This window comes from Stenotrophomonas rhizophila, from assembly GCF_020857975.1.
Classification (GTDB): Bacteria; Pseudomonadota; Gammaproteobacteria; order Xanthomonadales; family Xanthomonadaceae; genus Stenotrophomonas; species Stenotrophomonas rhizophila_C.
The window spans coordinates 387,766-405,860 of sequence record NZ_JACWUO010000002.1 but is presented as its reverse complement, the minus strand read 5'-3'; the positions used below and the strand labels follow the sequence as shown (position 1 = coordinate 405,860).

The 18,095-nt window shown below is 67.6% G+C and carries 12 protein-coding genes; 9 read left to right on the top strand and 3 right to left on the bottom strand.

The annotated features are described in order from the left end of the window. Nucleotides 1–254: 254 nt before the first annotated feature. Nucleotides 255–2,810 carry a DNA mismatch repair protein MutS gene (gene mutS, locus IC535_RS03755; protein ID WP_228886690.1) on the bottom strand — a complete coding sequence of 852 codons (2,556 nt, stop codon included), beginning with the start codon at nucleotides 2,808–2,810 and terminating at the stop codon, nucleotides 255–257. 124 nt (nucleotides 2,811–2,934) lie between these two features. Here mutS and IC535_RS03750 point away from each other — a divergent pair, with 124 nt between their 5' ends. Then, entirely contained in the window at nucleotides 2,935–3,087 is a 153-nt protein-coding gene (locus IC535_RS03750) for a hypothetical protein (protein ID WP_228886631.1), read from the top strand. A 131-nt stretch (nucleotides 3,088–3,218) separates the two neighbouring features. Here IC535_RS03750 and IC535_RS03745 read toward each other — a convergent pair whose 3' ends face one another. Together IC535_RS03745 and IC535_RS03740 are read right to left on the bottom strand one after the other, a co-directional pair. After that, nucleotides 3,219–4,100 carry a hypothetical protein gene (locus tag IC535_RS03745; protein WP_228886632.1) on the bottom strand — a complete coding sequence of 294 codons (882 nt, stop codon included), beginning with the start codon at nucleotides 4,098–4,100 and terminating at the stop codon, nucleotides 3,219–3,221. A 12-nt stretch (nucleotides 4,101–4,112) separates the two neighbouring features. Continuing rightward, nucleotides 4,113–4,355, bottom strand: a complete 243-nt coding sequence (locus tag IC535_RS03740) for a hypothetical protein (RefSeq protein WP_228886633.1) — start codon at nucleotides 4,353–4,355, stop codon at nucleotides 4,113–4,115. A gap of 517 nt (nucleotides 4,356–4,872) precedes the next feature. Between IC535_RS03740 and IC535_RS03735 the strand changes: the two genes are divergently transcribed. The 8 genes from IC535_RS03735 (at nucleotide 4,873) to IC535_RS03700 (ending at nucleotide 18,091) form a co-directional block, all read left to right on the top strand. Further along, a complete protein-coding gene (locus IC535_RS03735) occupies nucleotides 4,873–5,730 on the top strand; it encodes an HpcH/HpaI aldolase/citrate lyase family protein (RefSeq protein WP_228886634.1) in 858 nt (285 codons plus the stop codon). Nucleotides 5,731–5,815: 85 nt separating this feature from the next. Further along, nucleotides 5,816–8,260, top strand: a complete 2,445-nt coding sequence (locus tag IC535_RS03730) for a sodium:solute symporter (RefSeq protein ID WP_228886635.1) — start codon at nucleotides 5,816–5,818, stop codon at nucleotides 8,258–8,260. 93 nt (nucleotides 8,261–8,353) lie between these two features. Further along, complete coding sequence (locus IC535_RS03725) at nucleotides 8,354–9,235, top strand: LysR substrate-binding domain-containing protein (RefSeq protein ID WP_228886636.1); 882 nt, start codon at nucleotides 8,354–8,356, stop codon at nucleotides 9,233–9,235. A 243-nt stretch (nucleotides 9,236–9,478) separates the two neighbouring features. Next, nucleotides 9,479–11,653: a TonB-dependent receptor gene (locus tag IC535_RS03720; protein ID WP_228886637.1), complete on the top strand. Its 2,175-nt coding sequence runs from the start codon at nucleotides 9,479–9,481 to the stop codon at nucleotides 11,651–11,653. Between the two features lie 163 nt (nucleotides 11,654–11,816). Continuing rightward, a complete protein-coding gene (locus IC535_RS03715; RefSeq protein ID WP_228886638.1) occupies nucleotides 11,817–13,052 on the top strand; it encodes a serine hydrolase domain-containing protein in 1,236 nt (411 codons plus the stop codon). Next, nucleotides 13,049–14,002, top strand: a complete 954-nt coding sequence (locus tag IC535_RS03710) for a ribokinase (protein WP_228886639.1) — start codon at nucleotides 13,049–13,051, stop codon at nucleotides 14,000–14,002. The genes IC535_RS03715 and IC535_RS03710 overlap by 4 nt, the downstream gene beginning before the upstream one ends. Nucleotides 14,003–14,039: 37 nt before the next feature. Further along, a complete protein-coding gene (locus IC535_RS03705; protein WP_228886640.1) occupies nucleotides 14,040–16,229 on the top strand; it encodes a formylglycine-generating enzyme family protein in 2,190 nt (729 codons plus the stop codon). Beyond that, the gene (locus IC535_RS03700) at nucleotides 16,226–18,091 is read left to right on the top strand and encodes a glycoside hydrolase family 127 protein (RefSeq protein WP_228886641.1); all 1,866 of its coding nucleotides are present in this window, start codon (nucleotides 16,226–16,228) and stop codon (nucleotides 18,089–18,091) included. Before IC535_RS03705 ends, IC535_RS03700 begins: the two co-directional genes overlap by 4 nt. The last annotated feature ends 4 nt before the right edge of the window (nucleotides 18,092–18,095 follow it).

Genomic DNA, 18,095 nt, shown 5'->3' with positions numbered 1-18,095 from the left:
GTGGCGGTGTGCTGTCGCCCCAGATGTATGGGCATCCAGGCGGCCTGGCCGCGGCAGGTAGTGCCGGCCGCTGGCCGGCAGCGTGTTGATCGGGCCGTGCGGGGAGCCGGCCAGCGGCCGGCACTACCTGGCTCGCCCGGCCAACGGTCGGGCGTTACCGCGCCGTAGGTCAACGGTCGGGCGTTACCGCGCGGTGGGTCAACGGTCGGACGCTATCTTGCGGTAGGTCACGACCGTTGGTCGTGACCGTGCCCTCAGATCAGCGCCTTCAATCGGTACAGGGCTTCCAGCGCCTGCTTGGGGGTCAGCTCGTCGGGGTCGATCGCCGCCAGCGCGTCCTGCGCGGCGGTGTTGGGCGCGGTGAACAACCCGAACTGCTGCGGCGCATCCAGGGCCTGTGGCGCCACCGCGGCGGCCTGGCTTTCGCCACCGCGCTGCTCCAGCTCGGCCAGCCGGCGGCGTGCCTGGGCCACCGTGGACTTGGGCAGGCCGGCCAGTGCGGCCACCTGCAGGCCGAAGCTGCGGTTGGCCGGGCCATCCTTGACTGCGTGCATGAACACCAGCGCATCGCCATGTTCCACCGCGTCCAGGTGCACGTTGGCGATGCCGCTGGCACCGCCCTCATGTTGCTCGTCGGCCAGCGCGGTCAGCTCGAAGTAGTGGGTGGCAAACAGCGTGTAGCAGCGGTTCTGGTAGGCCAGGTGGCGCGCTACCGCATCGGCCAGGGCCAGGCCGTCGTAAGTCGAGGTGCCGCGGCCGATCTCGTCCATCAGCACCAGCGAGTGCGCGCTGGCGTGATGCAGGATGTAGCTGGTCTCGGCCATTTCGACCATGAAGGTGGACTGCCCGCGGGCCAGGTCGTCGCCGGCGCCGATGCGGGTCAGGATGCGGTCGATCGGGCCGATCACCGCGCGGCTGGCCGGCACGAAGCTGCCGATATGCGCCAGCAGCACGATCAGCGCGTTCTGGCGCATGTAGGTGGACTTGCCGCCCATGTTCGGGCCGGTGATCACCAGCATGCGGCGGTCCGGATGCAGGTCCAGGTCGTTGGGCTCGAAGGGCTGTTCGCGCACCGCCTCCACCACCGGGTGGCGGCCGCGCTCGATGCGCAGGCAGGGTGCGGTTTCCAGCTCCGGGCGGGCCCAGTCCAGCGCCTGCGCGCGTTCGGCGAAACCGGCCAGCACGTCCAGCTCGCTCAAGGCGGCCGCGCACTGCTTGAGCGGTTCCAGCCGGTCGGCCAGGGTGTCCAGCAGCTGTTCGTACAACAGCTTCTCGCGCGACAGCGAGCGCTCGCGCGCCGACAGCACCTTGTCCTCGAATGCCTTCAGTTCTTCGGTGATGTAACGCTCGGCATTGGTCAGGGTCTGGCGCCGGGTGTAATGCACCGGGGCCTTGTCGGCCTGGCCCTTGCTGATTTCGATGTAATAGCCGTGCACGCGGTTGTAGCCGACCTTCAGCGTGGCGATGCCGCTGCTGGCGCGCTCGCGCTGCTCCAGGTCGACCAGGAACTGGTCGGCATGGGTTGACAGCCGGCGCAGTTCGTCCAGCTCGGCGTCATAGCCTTCGGCGATCACGCCGCCGTCGCTGAGTTTCATCGGCGGCGCAGTGGCGATCGCCGAGGCCAGCAGGTGCGCGCATTCGTCATGAGAACCCAGTGCGTCGTGCAGGGCCACCAGCCGCGGCGAATCCAGCGGCGCCAGCACGGCGCGCACGTCCGGCAGCAGGCCCAGGCCATCGCGCAGCGTGGAGAAATCGCGCGGCCGCGCCGAGCGCAGCGCCACCCGGGTGAGGATCCGTTCCAGGTCGCCCAGCGCCCGGAACGCCTCGCGCACGTCGCCGTCGGCGCCGCGGTCGATCAGCGTGGCCACCGCGTCGTGGCGCTGCACCAGCACCTCGCGCAGCCGCAGCGGGCGGTGCAGCCAGCGCCGCAGCAGGCGCCCGCCCATCGGCGTGACCGTGGTGTCGAGCACGCCCAGCAAGGTATTGCGGGTATCGCCATCAACCCGCGTATCCAGTTCCAGGTGCCGGCGCGTGGCCGCGTTCATTGCGATCGCCTCGCTTGCCGTTTCGGTGGCGATCGCGGTCAGGTGCGGCAGCCGCTGCTTCTGGGTTTCCTCGACATAGCCCAGCAGCGCGCCGGCCGCGGCGGTGGCGCGCGGCTTGTCGTCGATACCGAAGCCGCTCAGGTCGTGCAGCTTGAAGAAGGCCAGCAGCTGGCGGCGGCCGCTGTCGGCGTCGAACAGCCACGGCGCGCGGCGGCGGATACCGCTGCGCTGCCTGAGGAAGTCCGGCCAGTTGTCTTCGTCGGGGACCAGCAGTTCGGCCGGTTCCAGCCGGGCCAGCTCGGCTTCCAGCGCATCTTCGGAATCGACCTCGTTGACCAGGAAGCGGCCGCCGGCCAGGTCGGCCCAGGCCAGCCCGTAGCCGTTCTTGCCGCGCGACAGCGCCATCAGCAGGGTGTCGCGGCGCTCGTCCAGCAGCGCCTCGTCGGTGACCGTGCCGGGGGTGACGATGCGCACCACCTTGCGCTCGACCAGGCCCTTGGCCAGCGCCGGGTCGCCGATCTGCTCGCAGATGGCCACCGATTCGCCCAGGGCCACCAGCCGCGCCAGGTAGCCTTCGTAGGCATGCACCGGCACCCCGGCCATCGGGATCGGCGCGCCGCCGGAGCTGCCGCGCTGGGTCAGGGTGATGTCCAGCAACCGCGCCGCCTTGCGCGCGTCGTCGTAGAACAGCTCGTAGAAATCGCCCATCCGGAAGAACAGCAGCAGGTCCGGGTAGCCGGACTTGGCGGCGAAGAACTGCTTCATCAGGGGGGTGTGTTCGGGCTGCTTCTCGGTCACGCGGGGTCCATCAAGGTCGGGGGCAGGCCGGAAGGCCGCCTGGTGGACCATTGTAGGGGAGGGCGGCGGTGACGGTACCCCGCGGCAATTCATGGCGCTGCAGGTGCCGGTGGTGGCCGTGGCGTCGGGCTTTGGCCCGTTGTTGCTGGCCGGACTGGTATACGCAATGGTGCTGGCGGTGCCTGCGATGGCTATCGCGGCGGCGGCGGGAGCGCTGCGTCGCCGCCTGCATGGGATGGCTTGAGGTGCTTGGCCGATGTGAAGCGCATGACGGAGAAACGGGGCAGCCACTGCTGCCCCGCCGAGCAAGGCGTTTCTCCTCACCACCAGGTGCGAAGAAATCCACCGTCACCGCGCTTCAAACTTTCGGCTTGTTTAACGGATGCCCATGCACTTGACTTCGGTTCGGATGTCATCGCTCTCATAAGTGCAGATCATCGAGGTATCGCCCTCCCGGAAATCCAGTCTGATTCCGTAGTCAAACGCGTAGCGGCTAAAATCCATGTAAGCGTTACTCGCCCAGCCGCCAGGGAACTCGTAAACGGTTGGCTGGCCTTCCTTGACGAAGTCCTCCTTTTTCTCCGGAACAGAATTGCCATGCACATCGCGGCCCGTGCCGGGGATGGGCTTCCAGGTTTTCTCGTTTAGATCGTAGGTTGCCTTCGAACGAGATCCATCCGAGAAGTTCAGCACCGCGACCGGCTGACCCGCTTCCGCGTTCAAGAATTTGAGGACCACGGAATTTGCAAATGTGTTGTAAGCAAGGTAACCCCGTGCCGCCCAAGATGCATCCAAACGCTCCATCACGGTGTTCATCTTTGCAGGGTTTTGCAATGCCTCGTAGATGGTGGTTGGCACTGGGGCGTCAGACCGAAGGGATGCCGAGCGCCCAGCAGTAGAGCTGGCTACTCGAGCGCTTGTGTCCCAGGAGGAGGAACTGACGTAATAGTTCATCTCCAACGTCCCGCCGTTTTCATGCCAAAAGCGAACAAGCGCGACGAAATAGTCCTCGAGCGGCTGGTCGATAGGCGCCTCATGCAGGCTCCTATCCCAAGTGATGATGAATTTCCTAATGTCGCCCGTCGAGACACTGAAAACGACTACGCCGCCGACGTCTATCTCAGACAGAGCCGCCTGTTCCATCTGTTGGAGTGAGCAGCCTTCGCATGCAACGTTCGCAAGTTCCGAATTTTGGGCGTTAACGCTTGAGGCACAGATCGCCAAGGCTGCCGCCGCGAAATATCTAAGCACATTCATGTAGTTCAGCTCCTAAAGCGAAGGGTTTGGTAGGAAGTGAACGACAGTCCTTGCTATGGCAGCAATGGGGAGCGCGATGCTTAGGGCCCGTGTCAAACGGTTGCCCGCATTGGCTTGGAATGGAATCCAGATGACTAAAGCGATAGTGATCAGTGAGAAGACCGCCACTGCTTTGCCGCTTGCCATCATCGCCAGACACAAGGCGATAAACGCAAACAACTCAAGAACAAGTTCAATGTAAGTGCGTCTATTCATCTTTTTCGTCTTGCTTGGGCTGGGAGTCGTCCATGACCGCGATGGAAGCTTGCGGCTCACAAATGCTATCACGAATCATTCGCAATTACGGCAGGCCCCAACTGGCCTCCACCAAACCCGGGGTGATTCAAGCTGCCTATTGGAGTCAGCGGGTCTTATTGTTCCTGTGGATCGTCGATCCTGAGTGGCAACATCTGTACGGCAGGGTTACTTCGGTATCGCTGGAGCGGGATCAGGTGTCTGTGCCTGCCTGCCCAGTCACATCCTTGCGCGGAGCGAGCCGATCCGGGACCGAGGCGAGCAGGCGCCACCAATCCTTGCGCCCTCCCCGACCCGCCTGTACCGGAACGTCGGCCATCGCGCCGGCGATGACGGGCTGTCCGGCCCTGCCGTGGCGGGGCGGGGCAGGCCGGGCCGGGCGGCACCGATCGATACAAACGCTATCCAATGAATGTCGGGGACCGCACTTTTTAAGGCTTTCCAATTCTGCAGACTGCGCAGGTGATGAGGGAAAACCATGCGTAGCAAGTTATTCGTCCCCGGCGCCCGGCCGGACCTGTTCGACAAGGCCCTGGCCAGCCAGGCCGATGCGCTGTCCTTCGACCTGGAAGATTCGGTGCCCGAGACCGGCAAGGCCCAGGCCCGCGCCCAGGTCGCCGGGTTCGTGCAGCGGCCGCAGACCCAGGCCGGCGGCAAGCTGCTGATCGTGCGCACCAATGCCACCGACAGCGCGCATTTCGCCGCCGACCTGGGCGCCGTGGCCTTGCCCGGGGTGGGCCTGCTCAATCTTCCCAAGATCGACTCGGTGGCCCAGCTGCTGGCCGCCATCGCCGCTCTGGAGCGGGCCGAGCGCGACAACGGCGTGGGCCGCCCGATCGGCCTGCTGGTCACTATCGAAACCCCGCGCGGGCTGCGCTGTGCCGCCGAGCTGGCCGCCGCGCACCCGCGCGTGGCCGGGCTGCAACTGGGCCTGGGCGACCTGTTCGCGCCCAACGGCATCCACCGCGGGCTGGGCAACGTGCATGCCACCTTGTTCGCGCTGCGCCTGGCGGCGGCCGAGGCCGATGTGTTTGCCTACGACGGCGCGTTCCCAAACGTGGCCGACAGCGACGGCTTCCTGGCCGAGGCGCAGATGGCCCAGCAGTTGGGCTTCATCGGCAAGAGCTGCATCCACCCGCGCCAGGTTGGCCTGGCCAATGCCACCTTCGGCATCGCCCCGGCACTGCTGGACGAAGCGCGGCGGATCGTCGCCGCCGCCGGGAACGCGGCCGGGCAGGGCCATGGTGCGTTCCTGTTCGAGGGCCGGATGATCGACCTGCCGTACCTGCGCCGCGCCGAGGCCCTGCTCGCCGCCTCATCCACCCCGACCGCCTGATTGCGCGTTCGGGATGCATCGACCACTGTCTCTTACCTGCGCGCTGGCCGGCATCGGCTCTGCTGCGCTCTTTCCGGGTGAACCCATGCTCAAGCCTGCACCGTTCGCGTTCCTCTCCACCGTGTTGCGGCGCTGCACGCGCAGCGTGCGGCTGCTGGCTGCCGCAGTGCTGCTTACCGGCAGCGGTGCGGTGGCGGCCGAGAGCCTGACCACGGTGACCGCCGGTAGTCTGCCGGCGCTGCCGGCGCAGGTTGCCGGCGGTGGCCTGTTCCATGTGGACGGGCGTGTCGTGGCGCTCGGCCAGGACGGCGCCTGGGTGCTGGGTGCGGACTACAAGGCATGGGAGGCGCTGCCAGCGGTGGCAGCGCAGGTGCACGCGCTCAAGGGCAGCGCCAGCGCCGCCGGTCGCACTTACCTGCTCCAGGGCGCCGATGCGTTCAGCACCACCTTGCAGCCGCTGACGCTGCGCAACGGTGCGCTGGCCTTCGGTCAGGCGCTGGCCCTGCCGCAGCCGCTGGCGCATGCCCAGGCCGCCGGCCTCGGCGACGCCCTGTACCTGGTGGGCAACGACGCGGCCGGCAGCACCCGGCTGTACCGCCGTACGGCGGCCGCCGACAGCGCCGCCTGGCAGCCGCTGGAAAACCTGCCGCAGCCGGGCGTGCCCAGCACGCTGCAGGCGCAGAAGGGGGCGCTGTATGTCGGTATGGGCGTGGCCGGGCAGAGCGACCAGCTGTGGCGCCGCAACGTCGATGCCAGCTGGCAGCAGATGGCATCGCCGCAGGGCACGATCGTGGCCGGGTCGGTGCGCGCGCTGGGCCAGGCCCACCTGCTGATGCTGGTCAAGGCGGCCGATGGCCGCATCCAGGCGCGTACCTTCCATACCATCACCGATGCCTGGACCACGCTGGACGTGGCGCCGGTGGTGGCGCCGCAGGCCGTCACGGCCTGGGGCAATGGGCTGGCCTGGGCCACGGCCGGCAGCAAGGGGAGCCAGCTCCAGTATGCGGAGATGCAGGGTGGCAAGCACCTGCTGCGCTGGCTGGACTGGACGGTGATCGGCATCTACCTGCTGGCCATGCTCGGCATGGGCTTTTACTTCTACCTGCGCGACCAGAACGTCAGCACCGCCGATTTCTTCGTCGGCGGGCGTTCGATTCCGTTCTGGGCGGCAGGCATCAGCCTGTATGCCACCAACACCAGTTCGATCAGCTTCATCGCCATCCCGGCCAAGGCCTTCGACACCAACTGGCAGTACCTGACCAACAACCTGATCGCGGTGATGGGCCTGATGTTCGTGGCGGTCTGGATCGTGCCGCTGCTGCGCCGGCTGGACCTGATGAGCGTGTTCTCCTACCTGGAAACCCGCTTCCATCCGGCCATCCGCATGCTGTCCAGCGCGCTGTGCATCCTGATGCAGCTGGGCAGCCGCATGAGCGTGATCCTGTTCCTGCCGGCGCTGGCGATCTCCACCATCACCGGGGTCGATGTGATCTGGTCGATCATGCTGATGGGCGTGTTCACCATCATCTACTCCACCCTGGGCGGTTCTAAGGCGGTGATCTGGACCGATGTGGTGCAGGTGGTGGTGATGTTCGGCGGTGCGTTGTTCGCGATCGGCTTCATCTTCATGCAGACCGGCGGCGACCTGCCGCAGCTGCTCAATGCCGCCGCCGCCGAAGACAAGACCCGGCTGTTCGACTTCAGTTTCGACCTGACCAAGGCTACCGTGTGGGGCTTCATTTTCCTGGTGGTGTTCGACGTGGTGCTGACCTTCCCCAAGGACCAGGTGCTGATGCAGCGGGCGCTGTCCACGCGCTCGGACAAGGAGGCCGGGCGCTCGATCTGGACCTTCGCGGCGATCATGATCCCCGGCGGCTTCGTGTTCTACGGGATCGGCACCGCGCTGTGGATGTACTACCGCAACAACCCGGAGCGGTTGAATCCGCTGCTGCCGATCGATGCCACCTTCCCGCTGTTCATCGCCGCCGAACTGCCGGCCGGGGTGACCGGGCTGATCATCGCCGGCATCTTCGCCGCGGCGATGTCGACCCTGTCGAGCATCATCAACTCGATTTCCACGCTGGTTTCGGTGGATTTCTACCAGAAGCTGGTCAAGGACCCGAATGAAAAGACCGCCGTGCGCATCGCCGAATGGGCCGGGGTGGGGGTGGGGCTGGTCGGCATCGGTATCGCGCTGGTGATGAGCCGCTACGACATCCACTCGCTGTTCGATGTCTCCATCGAACTGGCCGGCCTGCTCGGCGGCGGTTTTGCCGGGGCCTATACGCTGGGCATGTTCACCCGGCGGGCCAACGCACCGGGCGTGGCGATCGGGGTGGCCGGTTCGGTGGTAATCACCCTGGTCTGCTGGAGCATGGACCTGGTGCACCCGTACTTCTACCTGGCCATCTCGATCCTGCTGTGCATCGTGATCGGCTATGTCGCCAGCCTGTTCTTCCCGGCGCCCAGGCAGTCGCTGAAGGGCCTGACCATCTACAGCGATACCGCGGCCGAAGCGGCAGCGCCATAAGCGACACACGGCGGGCTTGCGCGCGCGGGCCATTGGTCCAATCGCATTAGGCCCGCCGCTGGTGTAGCGTGCTGGCGCACTGAGAGGTGAACCGTGGAAACCCAGTTCCTGAGTACGTTCGTCACCGTGGTGGAGCGCGGCTCGATGGCCGCCGCTGCCCGCTCGCTGCATATCACCCCGGCCGCGGTCGCCCAGCAGATCCGCACGCTGGAACGCGAGCTGGGCGCGCCGTTGATCGCCCGGGCCGGGCGCACGGTGAGCGTCACCGAGGATGGCGCACGCATCCTGCAGCGGGCCCGCGACCTGCTGCGCCAGGTGGCCGATCTGCGCAGCGTGGCCAACGAGAACGGCATCGCCGGCGAACTGCGGCTGGGCGCCTGCCCCACGGCACTGGCCGGGTTGTTGCCGGACATCCTGTCGCGGATGGTGGCCACCTTTCCGCAGATCAATGTCTTCATCAAACCGGGCTATTCGGCCGATCTGTACCGTGCGGTGGAAGCCGGCGACCTGGACGCGGCGATGGTGCTGCAGGCGCCGTTCGCCCTGCCCAAGACCTGCCAGTGGCAGCAGCTGCGCGAAGAGCCGCTGGTAGTGCTGGCCCCGGCCCACCTGGGCAGCCGCGACCCGCACGAACTGCTGCGCGAGCAGCCGTTGATCCGCTACGACCGCCATGAGTGGGGCGGGCGGTTGGCCGACGACTACCTGCGCCAGGCCGGGATCGTGCCGCGCGAACGTTTCGAGCTCAATGCACTCAATGCGATCGCGGTGATGGTCGACCGTGGCCTGGGCGTGTCGCTGGTTCCCGACTGGGCCAAGCCGTGGCCGGAAGGCTTGAACGTCGTGCGCATTCCCTTGCCGCAGTGCAGCGAACCGCGCCGGATCGGCCTGGTCTGGTCGCGTTCGTCGGTCCGCATCCGGTTGGTGAACGTGCTGCTGGAAGAGGCGCGGGTGGCGTTGACCGAGCCGCAACGCTGATACCACGGGTTTTCGCGCCTTGTGCAGGGCCGGGCGAAACAAAAGCTAGGCTTTGAACATAGCCAATCGCAGTTCCATCGCCGCAGGGCCGCACCTAGGCTCTCGCCTCGTTGCCGGACAGAACGTGGATACCCGCAGGGACTCCGCGTCGGCCGGCTGAAGGGCGAAAGCCCACGCGCGTCATCGGTGGCGACGGCTCCCCGGCCGGCTGTCCCGCATTTCCTTATCGGGGGGGAGAAAGCAATGATCAAGCCACTTTCCGCGGCCATCAGCACTGCACTGTTGGCCTGTGTCGTCGGCCCTGCCATGGCGCAGAGCGCCACGCCCACGGATCTGGACCAGGTGATCGTGACCGGCAGCCGTACCCCGATCTCGATCGAGAAGGTACCCGGCGCGGTGACCGTGGTGAACCAGGAGCAGGTGCAGCGCACCCTGAACCTGACCGAAGACGCCACCGCGGTGCTGGCGCGCATGGTGCCGGGCTACTCCGAATCCTCCCAGGCGATGAGCAACAGCGGCGAAACGCTGCGTGGCCGTGTCGCGCTGCGCCTGTTCGACGGTGTGCCGCAGGGCTCGCCGCTGCGCGAAGGCAGCCGCAACGGTACCTTCACCGACATGGGCGTGATCGGCCGCATCGAAGTGATCAACGGCCCATCGGCCGCCGAGGGCATCGGCGGCGCCGGCGGCGTCATCAACTACCTGTCCAAGAACCCGGAAGTGGACGGCCACCAGACCACCATCAGCACCCGCTACGGCACCCAGTTCAAGGACAACAGCGGGCAGTCCAAGGTCGGCGTCACCCACACCTACAAGGGCGATGCGGCCGACTTCCTGGTCAGCGGCGCCTACATCGACCGCGGCATCGCCTATGACGGCGACGGCCGCCGGGTCGGGCTGAACACCTCCGGCTCGCTGTCCGATTCGTACAGCAAGAACCTGTTCCTGAAGGGCGGCTACACCTTCGGCGAAGGCCAGATGCAGCGCATCCAGGCCAGCTACAGCAACTTCCACATCGGCGGCAAGCACAACTACATTCCGGTCGAAGGCTGTCGCTACAACCCGGTCGACTGCCCGGTGCCCAGCACCAATACCGCCGAGAAGGGCTCCATCGCCGGCGCGCTGGCCGAGTTCAACGATTTCGAACAGTTCGCCGCCAAGTACACCAACGCCGATTTCTTCGGCGGCGATCTGAGCGTGGATGCCTACTGGGCGCAGCAGGCCATGCGCTATGTGCCCGAAAACGGCGCCGACCGCCAGCTGGTCAAGCCGGCCCCGCCGGAAGCGGAGCGGATCTGGGACCAGTCGGAAATCAAGTCCGAGAAGAAGGGCCTGCGCGTGGCCTACGCCTACGGCGACCTGTTCACGGTGGAAGGCCTGCGCCTGCGCACCGGCCTGGACCTGGTCGAAGACACCGCCGAACAGCGCCTGGCGCTGACCAACCGGGTCTGGGTGCCGCCGATGAAGTACACCAGCGTGGCCCCGTATGCGCAGCTGAGCTGGGACATCGGCCCGGTGACGCTGGACGCCGGCATCCGCCGCGAAGACGGGCAGCTGGAGATCGACAGCTACACCACCACCGCCTACCGCGACTTCACCCCGGTGCAGGGCGGCAAGCTGGACTACAAGGCCAACCTGCCCAACTTCGGCGCGATCTGGCGGATCAGCGATGCCTGGTCGGTGTTTGCCTCCTATTCGGAAGGCTTCGGCATCGCCAACGTCGGCATTCCGCTGCGCAACATCCAGGCCAGCAGCCCGTGCAAGGCGGTGGCGTGCATCGCCGACCTGCAGCCACTGATCACCAAGAACAAGGAAGTGGGCTTCAACTGGCGCGGCGCGCAGGCGCAGGTCGGGATCTCCGCCTACCGCTCTACTTCCGAGTTCGGCTCCTCGCTGACCGTGGACAAGGTGACCGAGGACTTCATCCTCACCCGCGCGCCGACCCGGATCGAAGGCGTTGAAATGAACAGCGCCTGGACCTTCAACGACCAGTGGAAGGCCACGCTGCTGTACTCGCGGATCCGCGGCAAGACCCAGTACTACGACGGCTCGGGCCTGAACAAGGAGATGGGCATCCTCGACATCTCCCCGGACAAGGTCAACGTCTCGCTGACCTGGACCCCCAGCGACACGCTCGATGCCACCCTGGGCATGAGCCGCACCTTCAGCCGCGACCTGCGCGAAAACTTCGTCAATCCGGCCAACGGCGCGGTCTACCTCAACGAAGAGGACACCTACGGCTACGCGCTGTGGGACCTGAGCGTGAACTACGACACCGGCCGCTACGGCAAGCTGTCGCTGGGCATCGAGAACCTGCTGGACAAGCAGTACGTGCTGACCTGGTCGCAGCTGCCGGGCTGGCAGAACTACTTCTCCGGCCGAGGCCGCATGGTGTCGCTGACCCACACCTTCACGTTCTGATCGTCACCGTGCAACGGCGCTGCAGCCACCCTGCAGCGCCGTTGCGCTTTTCTTGCCTTACCCTGTCACGACGATACCGCCGCCGACAGCAGGAGAGCGGATGTACAGGCCATCGCATGGACGGGCCCACGCCCGTCATTGCCGCCCCCGAGCACGCCTGGCCGTGCTCGCCTTGTTGCTGCTGGCCATCGGCCATGCCATGGCGGCGCTGCCCGCCCCGGTCGCGCCGCCACGGCTACCTGCGGTGGATGCCTTGCTGGACGAGGCCACCGGCCGCCAGGGCTATACCGGTGCGGTCGCGCTGGTGATCGACCACGGCAGGGTCGTGCACGACGCCGCCTACGGCTGGCAGGATCTGGCGCACGACCGGCCGATGCAGCGCGACAGCATTTTCCGCATCTACTCGATGACCAAGACGGTCGCTTCGGTGGCCGCGCTGATGCTGGTGGAGGAGGGCAAACTGGGTCTGGACGACCCGGTGGCGCGCCATCTTCCCGAGTTTTCCCGGTTGCAGGTGTTCGCCGGCGGCAGCGCCACCGCGCCGCAGCTGCGCCCGGCCAGCAACCCCCTCACCGTGCGCCATCTGCTCACCCACACCGCCGGCTTTGCCGCGGGCGGGGAAGGTTTCGAGGCGGTGACGCAGTTGCTGGAGCAGCAGCGCCTGCCGCAGGCGCACAACCTGGCCGACTACACCGCGCGCTTGGCCAGGGTACCACTGGCGAGCGAGCCCGGCACGCGCTTCCGCTACGACAGTACCTCGATCGAAGTGCTGTCGCGGCTGGTGGAAGTGGTGGCTGGGCAACCCTTCGAGACGTTCCTGCAGCAGCGCATCTTCCAGCCGCTGGACATGCGCGACACCGGGTTTGTGGTGCCGGCCGCCGAGCGTGCGCGGGTGGTTGAACTGACCACGATGGGCGAGCACGGCGATCTGGTGCTGGCCGATGAAGCGCATGCGCGCCAGCCCGGCGTGGCATTGCGGCCTTATTCCAGCGGTGCCGGTGGTCTGTACGCCACCGCCGCGGACTACGGCCGGTTCGCGCAGATGCTGCTCGATGGCGGCCGCTACGGCCGGCTGCAGCTGCTGCGCGCGGCGACGGTGGCGTCGATGATGCAGAACCAACTGGTGCACACCGCCTTGCCCAGGCCGGTGACCGAGTTCAGCGATGCCGAAGGCTTCGGCCTGGGCGGTGCGGTGCTGCTGGATCCGGCCATGAAGGGGCGCACTGCCTCGGTGGGCGCGTTCGGCTGGTCGGGCGCGGCGTCCACCTACTACGCGATCGACCCGGCGCGCGGGCGGGTGGCGATCCTGATGCTGCAGCACCTGCCCGGTGGCAACGATGACCTGCCGCGCATCGGAACGGCCTTCTACAACCGCGTTGACCAGGCGCTGGACCCATGAACGTTGCTGCAGCGGCTACCGTGCTTGTTGCCGGCTCGGCCAATCTCGATTTCGTGGTGCGCGCCGCGCATGTCCCGGCGCCGGGTGAAACCGTGCTGGGGCACGGTTTCAACACCTTCCCCGGCGGCAAGGGCGCCAACCAGGCGGTGGCCTGCGCCCGCGCCGGCGGTGCGGCCACGCAGATGCTGCTGGCGCTGGGCGATGATGATTTCGCCAAACCGATTGAAGCCTCGTTGCGCGCGGCCGGCGTGGCCCTGTCGATCGTGCGCGAGCCGGCGCTGCCGACCGGGACCGCCTTCATCTGCCTGGCCGACACGGCCGAGAACGCAATCACCGTCGCACCCGGCGCCAATGCATGCCTGCGCGCGGCCCACCTGCCGCCGCTGGACGGCATCGGCTGGTTGCTGCTGCAGCTGGAAACCCCGCTGGACACGGTGACCGCCTACGCGCGCAGCGCGCGCGCCGCCGGGCTCAAGGTCGCGCTCAATGCCGCGCCGGCGCAGGTATTGCCGGCGGCGCTGCTGGAGCTGCTGGATGTGCTGATCGTCAATGAAGGCGAACTGGCCGTGGTGGCCGGCAACCCGCCGGACCTGGCCACCGGCCTGGCGCGGCTGGCGGTGCCGTGCGTGATCGTGACGTTGGGCGCGCGCGGCTGCCTGGCCCGCGTGGAGGGGCAGGTCGTGCTGCAGCCGGCGTTCCGGATCGCGCCGCTGGATACCACCGCCGCCGGCGACACCTTCTGCGGCGCGCTGGTGGCCGCACTGGCCGGCGGCCAATCGATGGCGCAGGCCCTGCTGGCGGCCACCGCCGCCTCGGCGCTGGCCTGCACCCGGCTCGGCGCACAGTCGAGCATTCCCACCCGCGCCGAGGTGGACGCACTGATGTCCGACCCGGCGCGCGTTCCCGGCGCCGACGCGCATGCCGCGCTGGCGGCGTGGTGCGCCCGATGAAACGCCTCCCCCCTGTTTCCTGCTGGATGCCTTGCCCATGACCACCCCGTACCAGACCCCCGACTACGACAACGACGCAGCCGATTACGGGCGCGAGGCGATCGGTACCGAGTACAAGTTCTCGCATGTGACCACCGGCCGCTACCTGCCCACCCCGGGCAAGCCGCCGGCCTGGCCGTTTGCCGACATCGGCAGCTGGATGATCGATGCCAATGCCAGCGCCGCCGACTGGCTGGACGAGCTCAAGGACTGGCGCCGCGAGCACCTGGTCCGCATCGGCTACACCGACGTCAACTATCGCCGCCCGGAACTGCAGTGGGCGCAGCGCAACTTCGTGCATGCGCAGATGATGGTCGAGGACCGCTACTTCTTCGACGTGGCCAGCGGCCAGTACACCGTCGACCGCTACCTGGATGATCTGACCGAACGCTTCGGCGGGATCGATTCGGTGCTGATCTGGTACATCTACCCCAACATCGGCATCGACGACCGCAACCAGTTCGACCTGGCCCATGACATGCCCGGCGGCCTGGATGGCCTGAAGGCGGCGGTGCAGGCGTTCCAGAAGCGTGGCGTCAAGGTGTTCCTGCCGGCCAAACCGTGGGATCACGGCACCCGCGACCCGGGCGTGACCCATTGGGACGGGCTGGCCGAGATCGTCAAGGCCGTCGGTGCCGACGGCATCAACGGCGATACCTTCAACGGCGTGCCGCGCGCCTTCTTCGACGCCTGCGACGCGCGCGGCAACCCGGTGGTGGTGCAGCCCGAGTCCACCATCAGCGCCGAAGAACAGCTGATCTGGAACGTACAGAGCTGGGGCAAGAAGGCGCCCGACGGGCCGGTGCCGCCGGTGTCCAAGTGGAAGTGGCTGGAACCGCGCCACATGGTCAACTACGAGAACCGCTGGGGCCGCAACCGCAACCACGACCTGCAGTACTGCTTCTTCAACGGTATCGGCTACAACGCCTGGGAGAACATCTGGGGCGTGTGGAACCAGTTCACCCCGCGCGACGGCGAGGCCCTGCGCCGGATCGCCACCCTGTACCGCCAGTTCCCGCAGCTGGTGGTGTCGATGGACTGGGAGCCCTACCAGGTGTGCCTGCAGGGCGGCATCTTCGCCAGCCGCTTCCCCGGCGCGGGCGTGACCCTGCACACCCTGATCAACCGCAACGAATACGCGGTGGACGGCGAGCAGATCGCGCTGGCGCATGACGAGGGCACGCGCTACTACGACGTGTGGCATGGCCGCGCGCTGGCCCCGCAGGTCATCGACGGCCGTGCCTATATTGCGCTGCCGATGGAGGCGCGCGGTTTCGGCGCGGTCCTGAGCGTGGCCGCCGGCAGCGTCGTCGAGGGCCTGGAGGCGTTCCTGGCCGCTACCGCCGCCGCTGCCCGGCAGCCGCTCAACAGTTACCCGGCCGCGTGGAAGGCCGCGCCGCAACAGCTGCTGGAGATCGCGCGCACCGCACCGCAGGCCGATGCACCGGCCGGCATGGTGGCGATTCCGGCCGGCCCGTTCCTGTTCCAAGTCGGTGGCATCGAGATCGAGGGCTTCACCTGGGCCGGGCTGGATGTGCAGTACCCGTGGGAAGACTGCGCGCGCCGCCACCACCGACACCGCATGCAGGTGCCGGCCTTCCATATCGACCGTCATCCGGTCACCAATGCCGCGTTCAAGCGCTTCCTCGATGCCAGCGGCTACCGGCCGGCCGACGACCACAACTTCCTGGCCGACTGGAAGGACGGCGCACCACGCGCGGGCTGGGACAACAAACCGGTGACCTGGGTGTCGATCGAAGACGCCCGCGCCTATGCCGCGTGGGCGAGCAAGCGGCTGCCGCATGCCTGGGAATGGCAGTACGCCGCCCAGGGCACCGACGAGCGCCGCTATCCGTGGGGCAACGATTGGGACGCCGCGCGCGTGCCACGGGTCAACCGCGGCCGCCGGCTCACCCCGCCGGCCGACGTCGATGCGCACCCACGCGGCGCCAGCCCGTTCGGGGTGGAGGACCTGGTCGGCAATGTGTGGCAGTGGACCGACGAATTCAGCGATGCGCATACCCGCGCTGCGGTGCTGCGCGGCGGCAGCCGCTACCAGCCGCAGACCTCGCACTGGTACTTCCCGCAGGCATACCGGCTGGACCAGCACGGCAAGTACCTGTTGATGGGGCCGTCCAAGGACCGCTCCGGCACGGTGGGCTTCCGCTGCGTGGTGGACGCGGCATGATGCCTGTACACGCCAGCGCACGTGGCATGACCCTGGTCGCACCGCAGCAGGTGATCCTGGACGGGCTGCTCGGCCAGGCCCTGGCGGCCAACCGGGCCGGACGCCTGAGCACCTTCATCGTCGATGAGCACAGCGCACCGATCAGCATCTTCGGCCAGGCGCACAAACAGCAGAACCACGAAGGCGACTGGTACGGCGAACATGCCGGCAAGTGGCTGTCGGCTACCGCGCGCGCGGTGGCGCAGGGCGGGCATCCGCAGCTGCAGGCGGCCCTGCGCCGGGTGGCCGACTGGCTGGTCAGCCAGCAGGACCCGGACGGCTACCTGGGCAATTACGCGGCCGAACGCCGCTTCACCGTGCCGCAGCCGCCCAAGCCGGAAAGCTGGAACGGCGAGCCGGCGCTGCGCACCTGGGATATCTGGACCCACAGCTACCTGATCCTGGGTCTGCTGGAAACCTGGCGCGCGCTGGGCGATGCGGCCTACCTGCAGGCCGCCTGCCGGATCGCCGATCTGTGCTGGCAGGCGCTGGAGTCGGGCATCGACATCACCACGCTGGGCAACCACCACGGCATGTCGGCCACGGTGCTGCTGGACCCGGCCGCCGATCTGTACCTGGTCACCGCTGAGCCGCGCTATCTGGCCCTGGCCGAGCGCATCCTGCAGCAGGCCAACGCCAATCCGCGCCTGGCCCTGCTCGACAAGGCGCTGGCGGGCGAGGATGCCGCGTTCATCGCCACCGGCAAGGCCTACCAGCTGAGCTGGAACCTGGTCGGGCTGGCCAAGCTGCACAAGGCCACCGGCAACCCCGCCTACCGGACTGCGGTGGACAAGCTGTGGCAGAACATCCGCGAGCAGCACCTCACCCTGGGCGGCGGCCCGTGGGGTGGGGTGGCGCACCGTTCGCGCGAGGTGTTCAACGCGCCACGCACGTTCTTCCCGCAGGCCTATGTGGAAACCTGCTCGGTGCTGGCCTGGATGCAGCTCAACCGTGAACTGCTGGCCATCACCGGCCATGCGCGCTATGCCGACGAACTGGAGCGCACCGCCTACAACGACCTGCTGGCGGCGATGGCGCCCAATGGCGAGGACTGGTGCTATTACACCTATCCCAACGGCCGGCGCATCCACACCACCTACTGGCGCTGCTGCAAATCCAGCGGCGCGATGGCGGTGGAGGAGCTGCCGCAGGTGGCCTACGGCGTTGCCGCCGATGGCGGGCTGCGGGTGAACCTGTACGGGCCGGGCCAGGCCAATTTGGCTCACGCGCAGGCCGGGCAGGTACATCTGCAGCAGGTAACCCGCTACCCGTTCGACGGCACGGTGGCCATCACCGTGCGGCCGGAAGCCAGCGCGGCCTTCAGCATCGGCGTACGCATTCCGGGCTGGGCCGACAACGCCACCATCACGATCAACGGGCAGCCGCAGGCGGTCGAGGCCGGCAGCGATGGCTTCGTGCAGCTGCAGCGCAGTTGGCAGGCCGGCGACTGCATCGAGCTGCGCCTGCCGATGCCGCCGCGGCTGCACCATGCCGCCAACATCAACGTGCAGGAATCGCGTGCGCCGGACGGTTCGCCGGTGGCGCAGGAGGTGCTGCGCTGGGAGTATGTCGGGCTCAGCCGCGGCCCGCTGGTGTATGCCACCGGCCTGGTCGACGGCTACAAGACCGACGAAACCCTGCGCCTGCCGACGGCACCGCCGGCGCAATGGCTGCAGGTGGGCGAAGACGCCGGCGAGGGCGCACCGATCACCCTGCTGCTGGACGACCGCGCGCCGCTGCACTGGGAGCCCTACTACCGCTGCGGCGGTCGCGGGCATGGCAGCTGGCGGCTGAGCTGGCTGTCGCTGGCACCCACCGACTGACCGG

Coding starts and splice junctions, on each gene's coding strand:
- mutS (WP_228886690.1), bottom strand. CDS start 2,810: ATGAAGCAGTTCTTCGCCGCCAAGTCCGGCTACCCGGACCTGCTGCTG.
- IC535_RS03750 (WP_228886631.1), top strand. CDS start 2,935: ATGGCGCTGCAGGTGCCGGTGGTGGCCGTGGCGTCGGGCTTTGGCCCG.
- IC535_RS03745 (WP_228886632.1), bottom strand. CDS start 4,100: ATGAATGTGCTTAGATATTTCGCGGCGGCAGCCTTGGCGATCTGTGCC.
- IC535_RS03740 (WP_228886633.1), bottom strand. CDS start 4,355: ATGAATAGACGCACTTACATTGAACTTGTTCTTGAGTTGTTTGCGTTT.
- IC535_RS03735 (WP_228886634.1), top strand. CDS start 4,873: ATGCGTAGCAAGTTATTCGTCCCCGGCGCCCGGCCGGACCTGTTCGAC.
- IC535_RS03730 (WP_228886635.1), top strand. CDS start 5,816: ATGCTCAAGCCTGCACCGTTCGCGTTCCTCTCCACCGTGTTGCGGCGC.
- IC535_RS03720 (WP_228886637.1), top strand. CDS start 9,479: ATGATCAAGCCACTTTCCGCGGCCATCAGCACTGCACTGTTGGCCTGT.
- IC535_RS03710 (WP_228886639.1), top strand. CDS start 13,049: ATGAACGTTGCTGCAGCGGCTACCGTGCTTGTTGCCGGCTCGGCCAAT.
- IC535_RS03705 (WP_228886640.1), top strand. CDS start 14,040: ATGACCACCCCGTACCAGACCCCCGACTACGACAACGACGCAGCCGAT.
- IC535_RS03700 (WP_228886641.1), top strand. CDS start 16,226: ATGATGCCTGTACACGCCAGCGCACGTGGCATGACCCTGGTCGCACCG.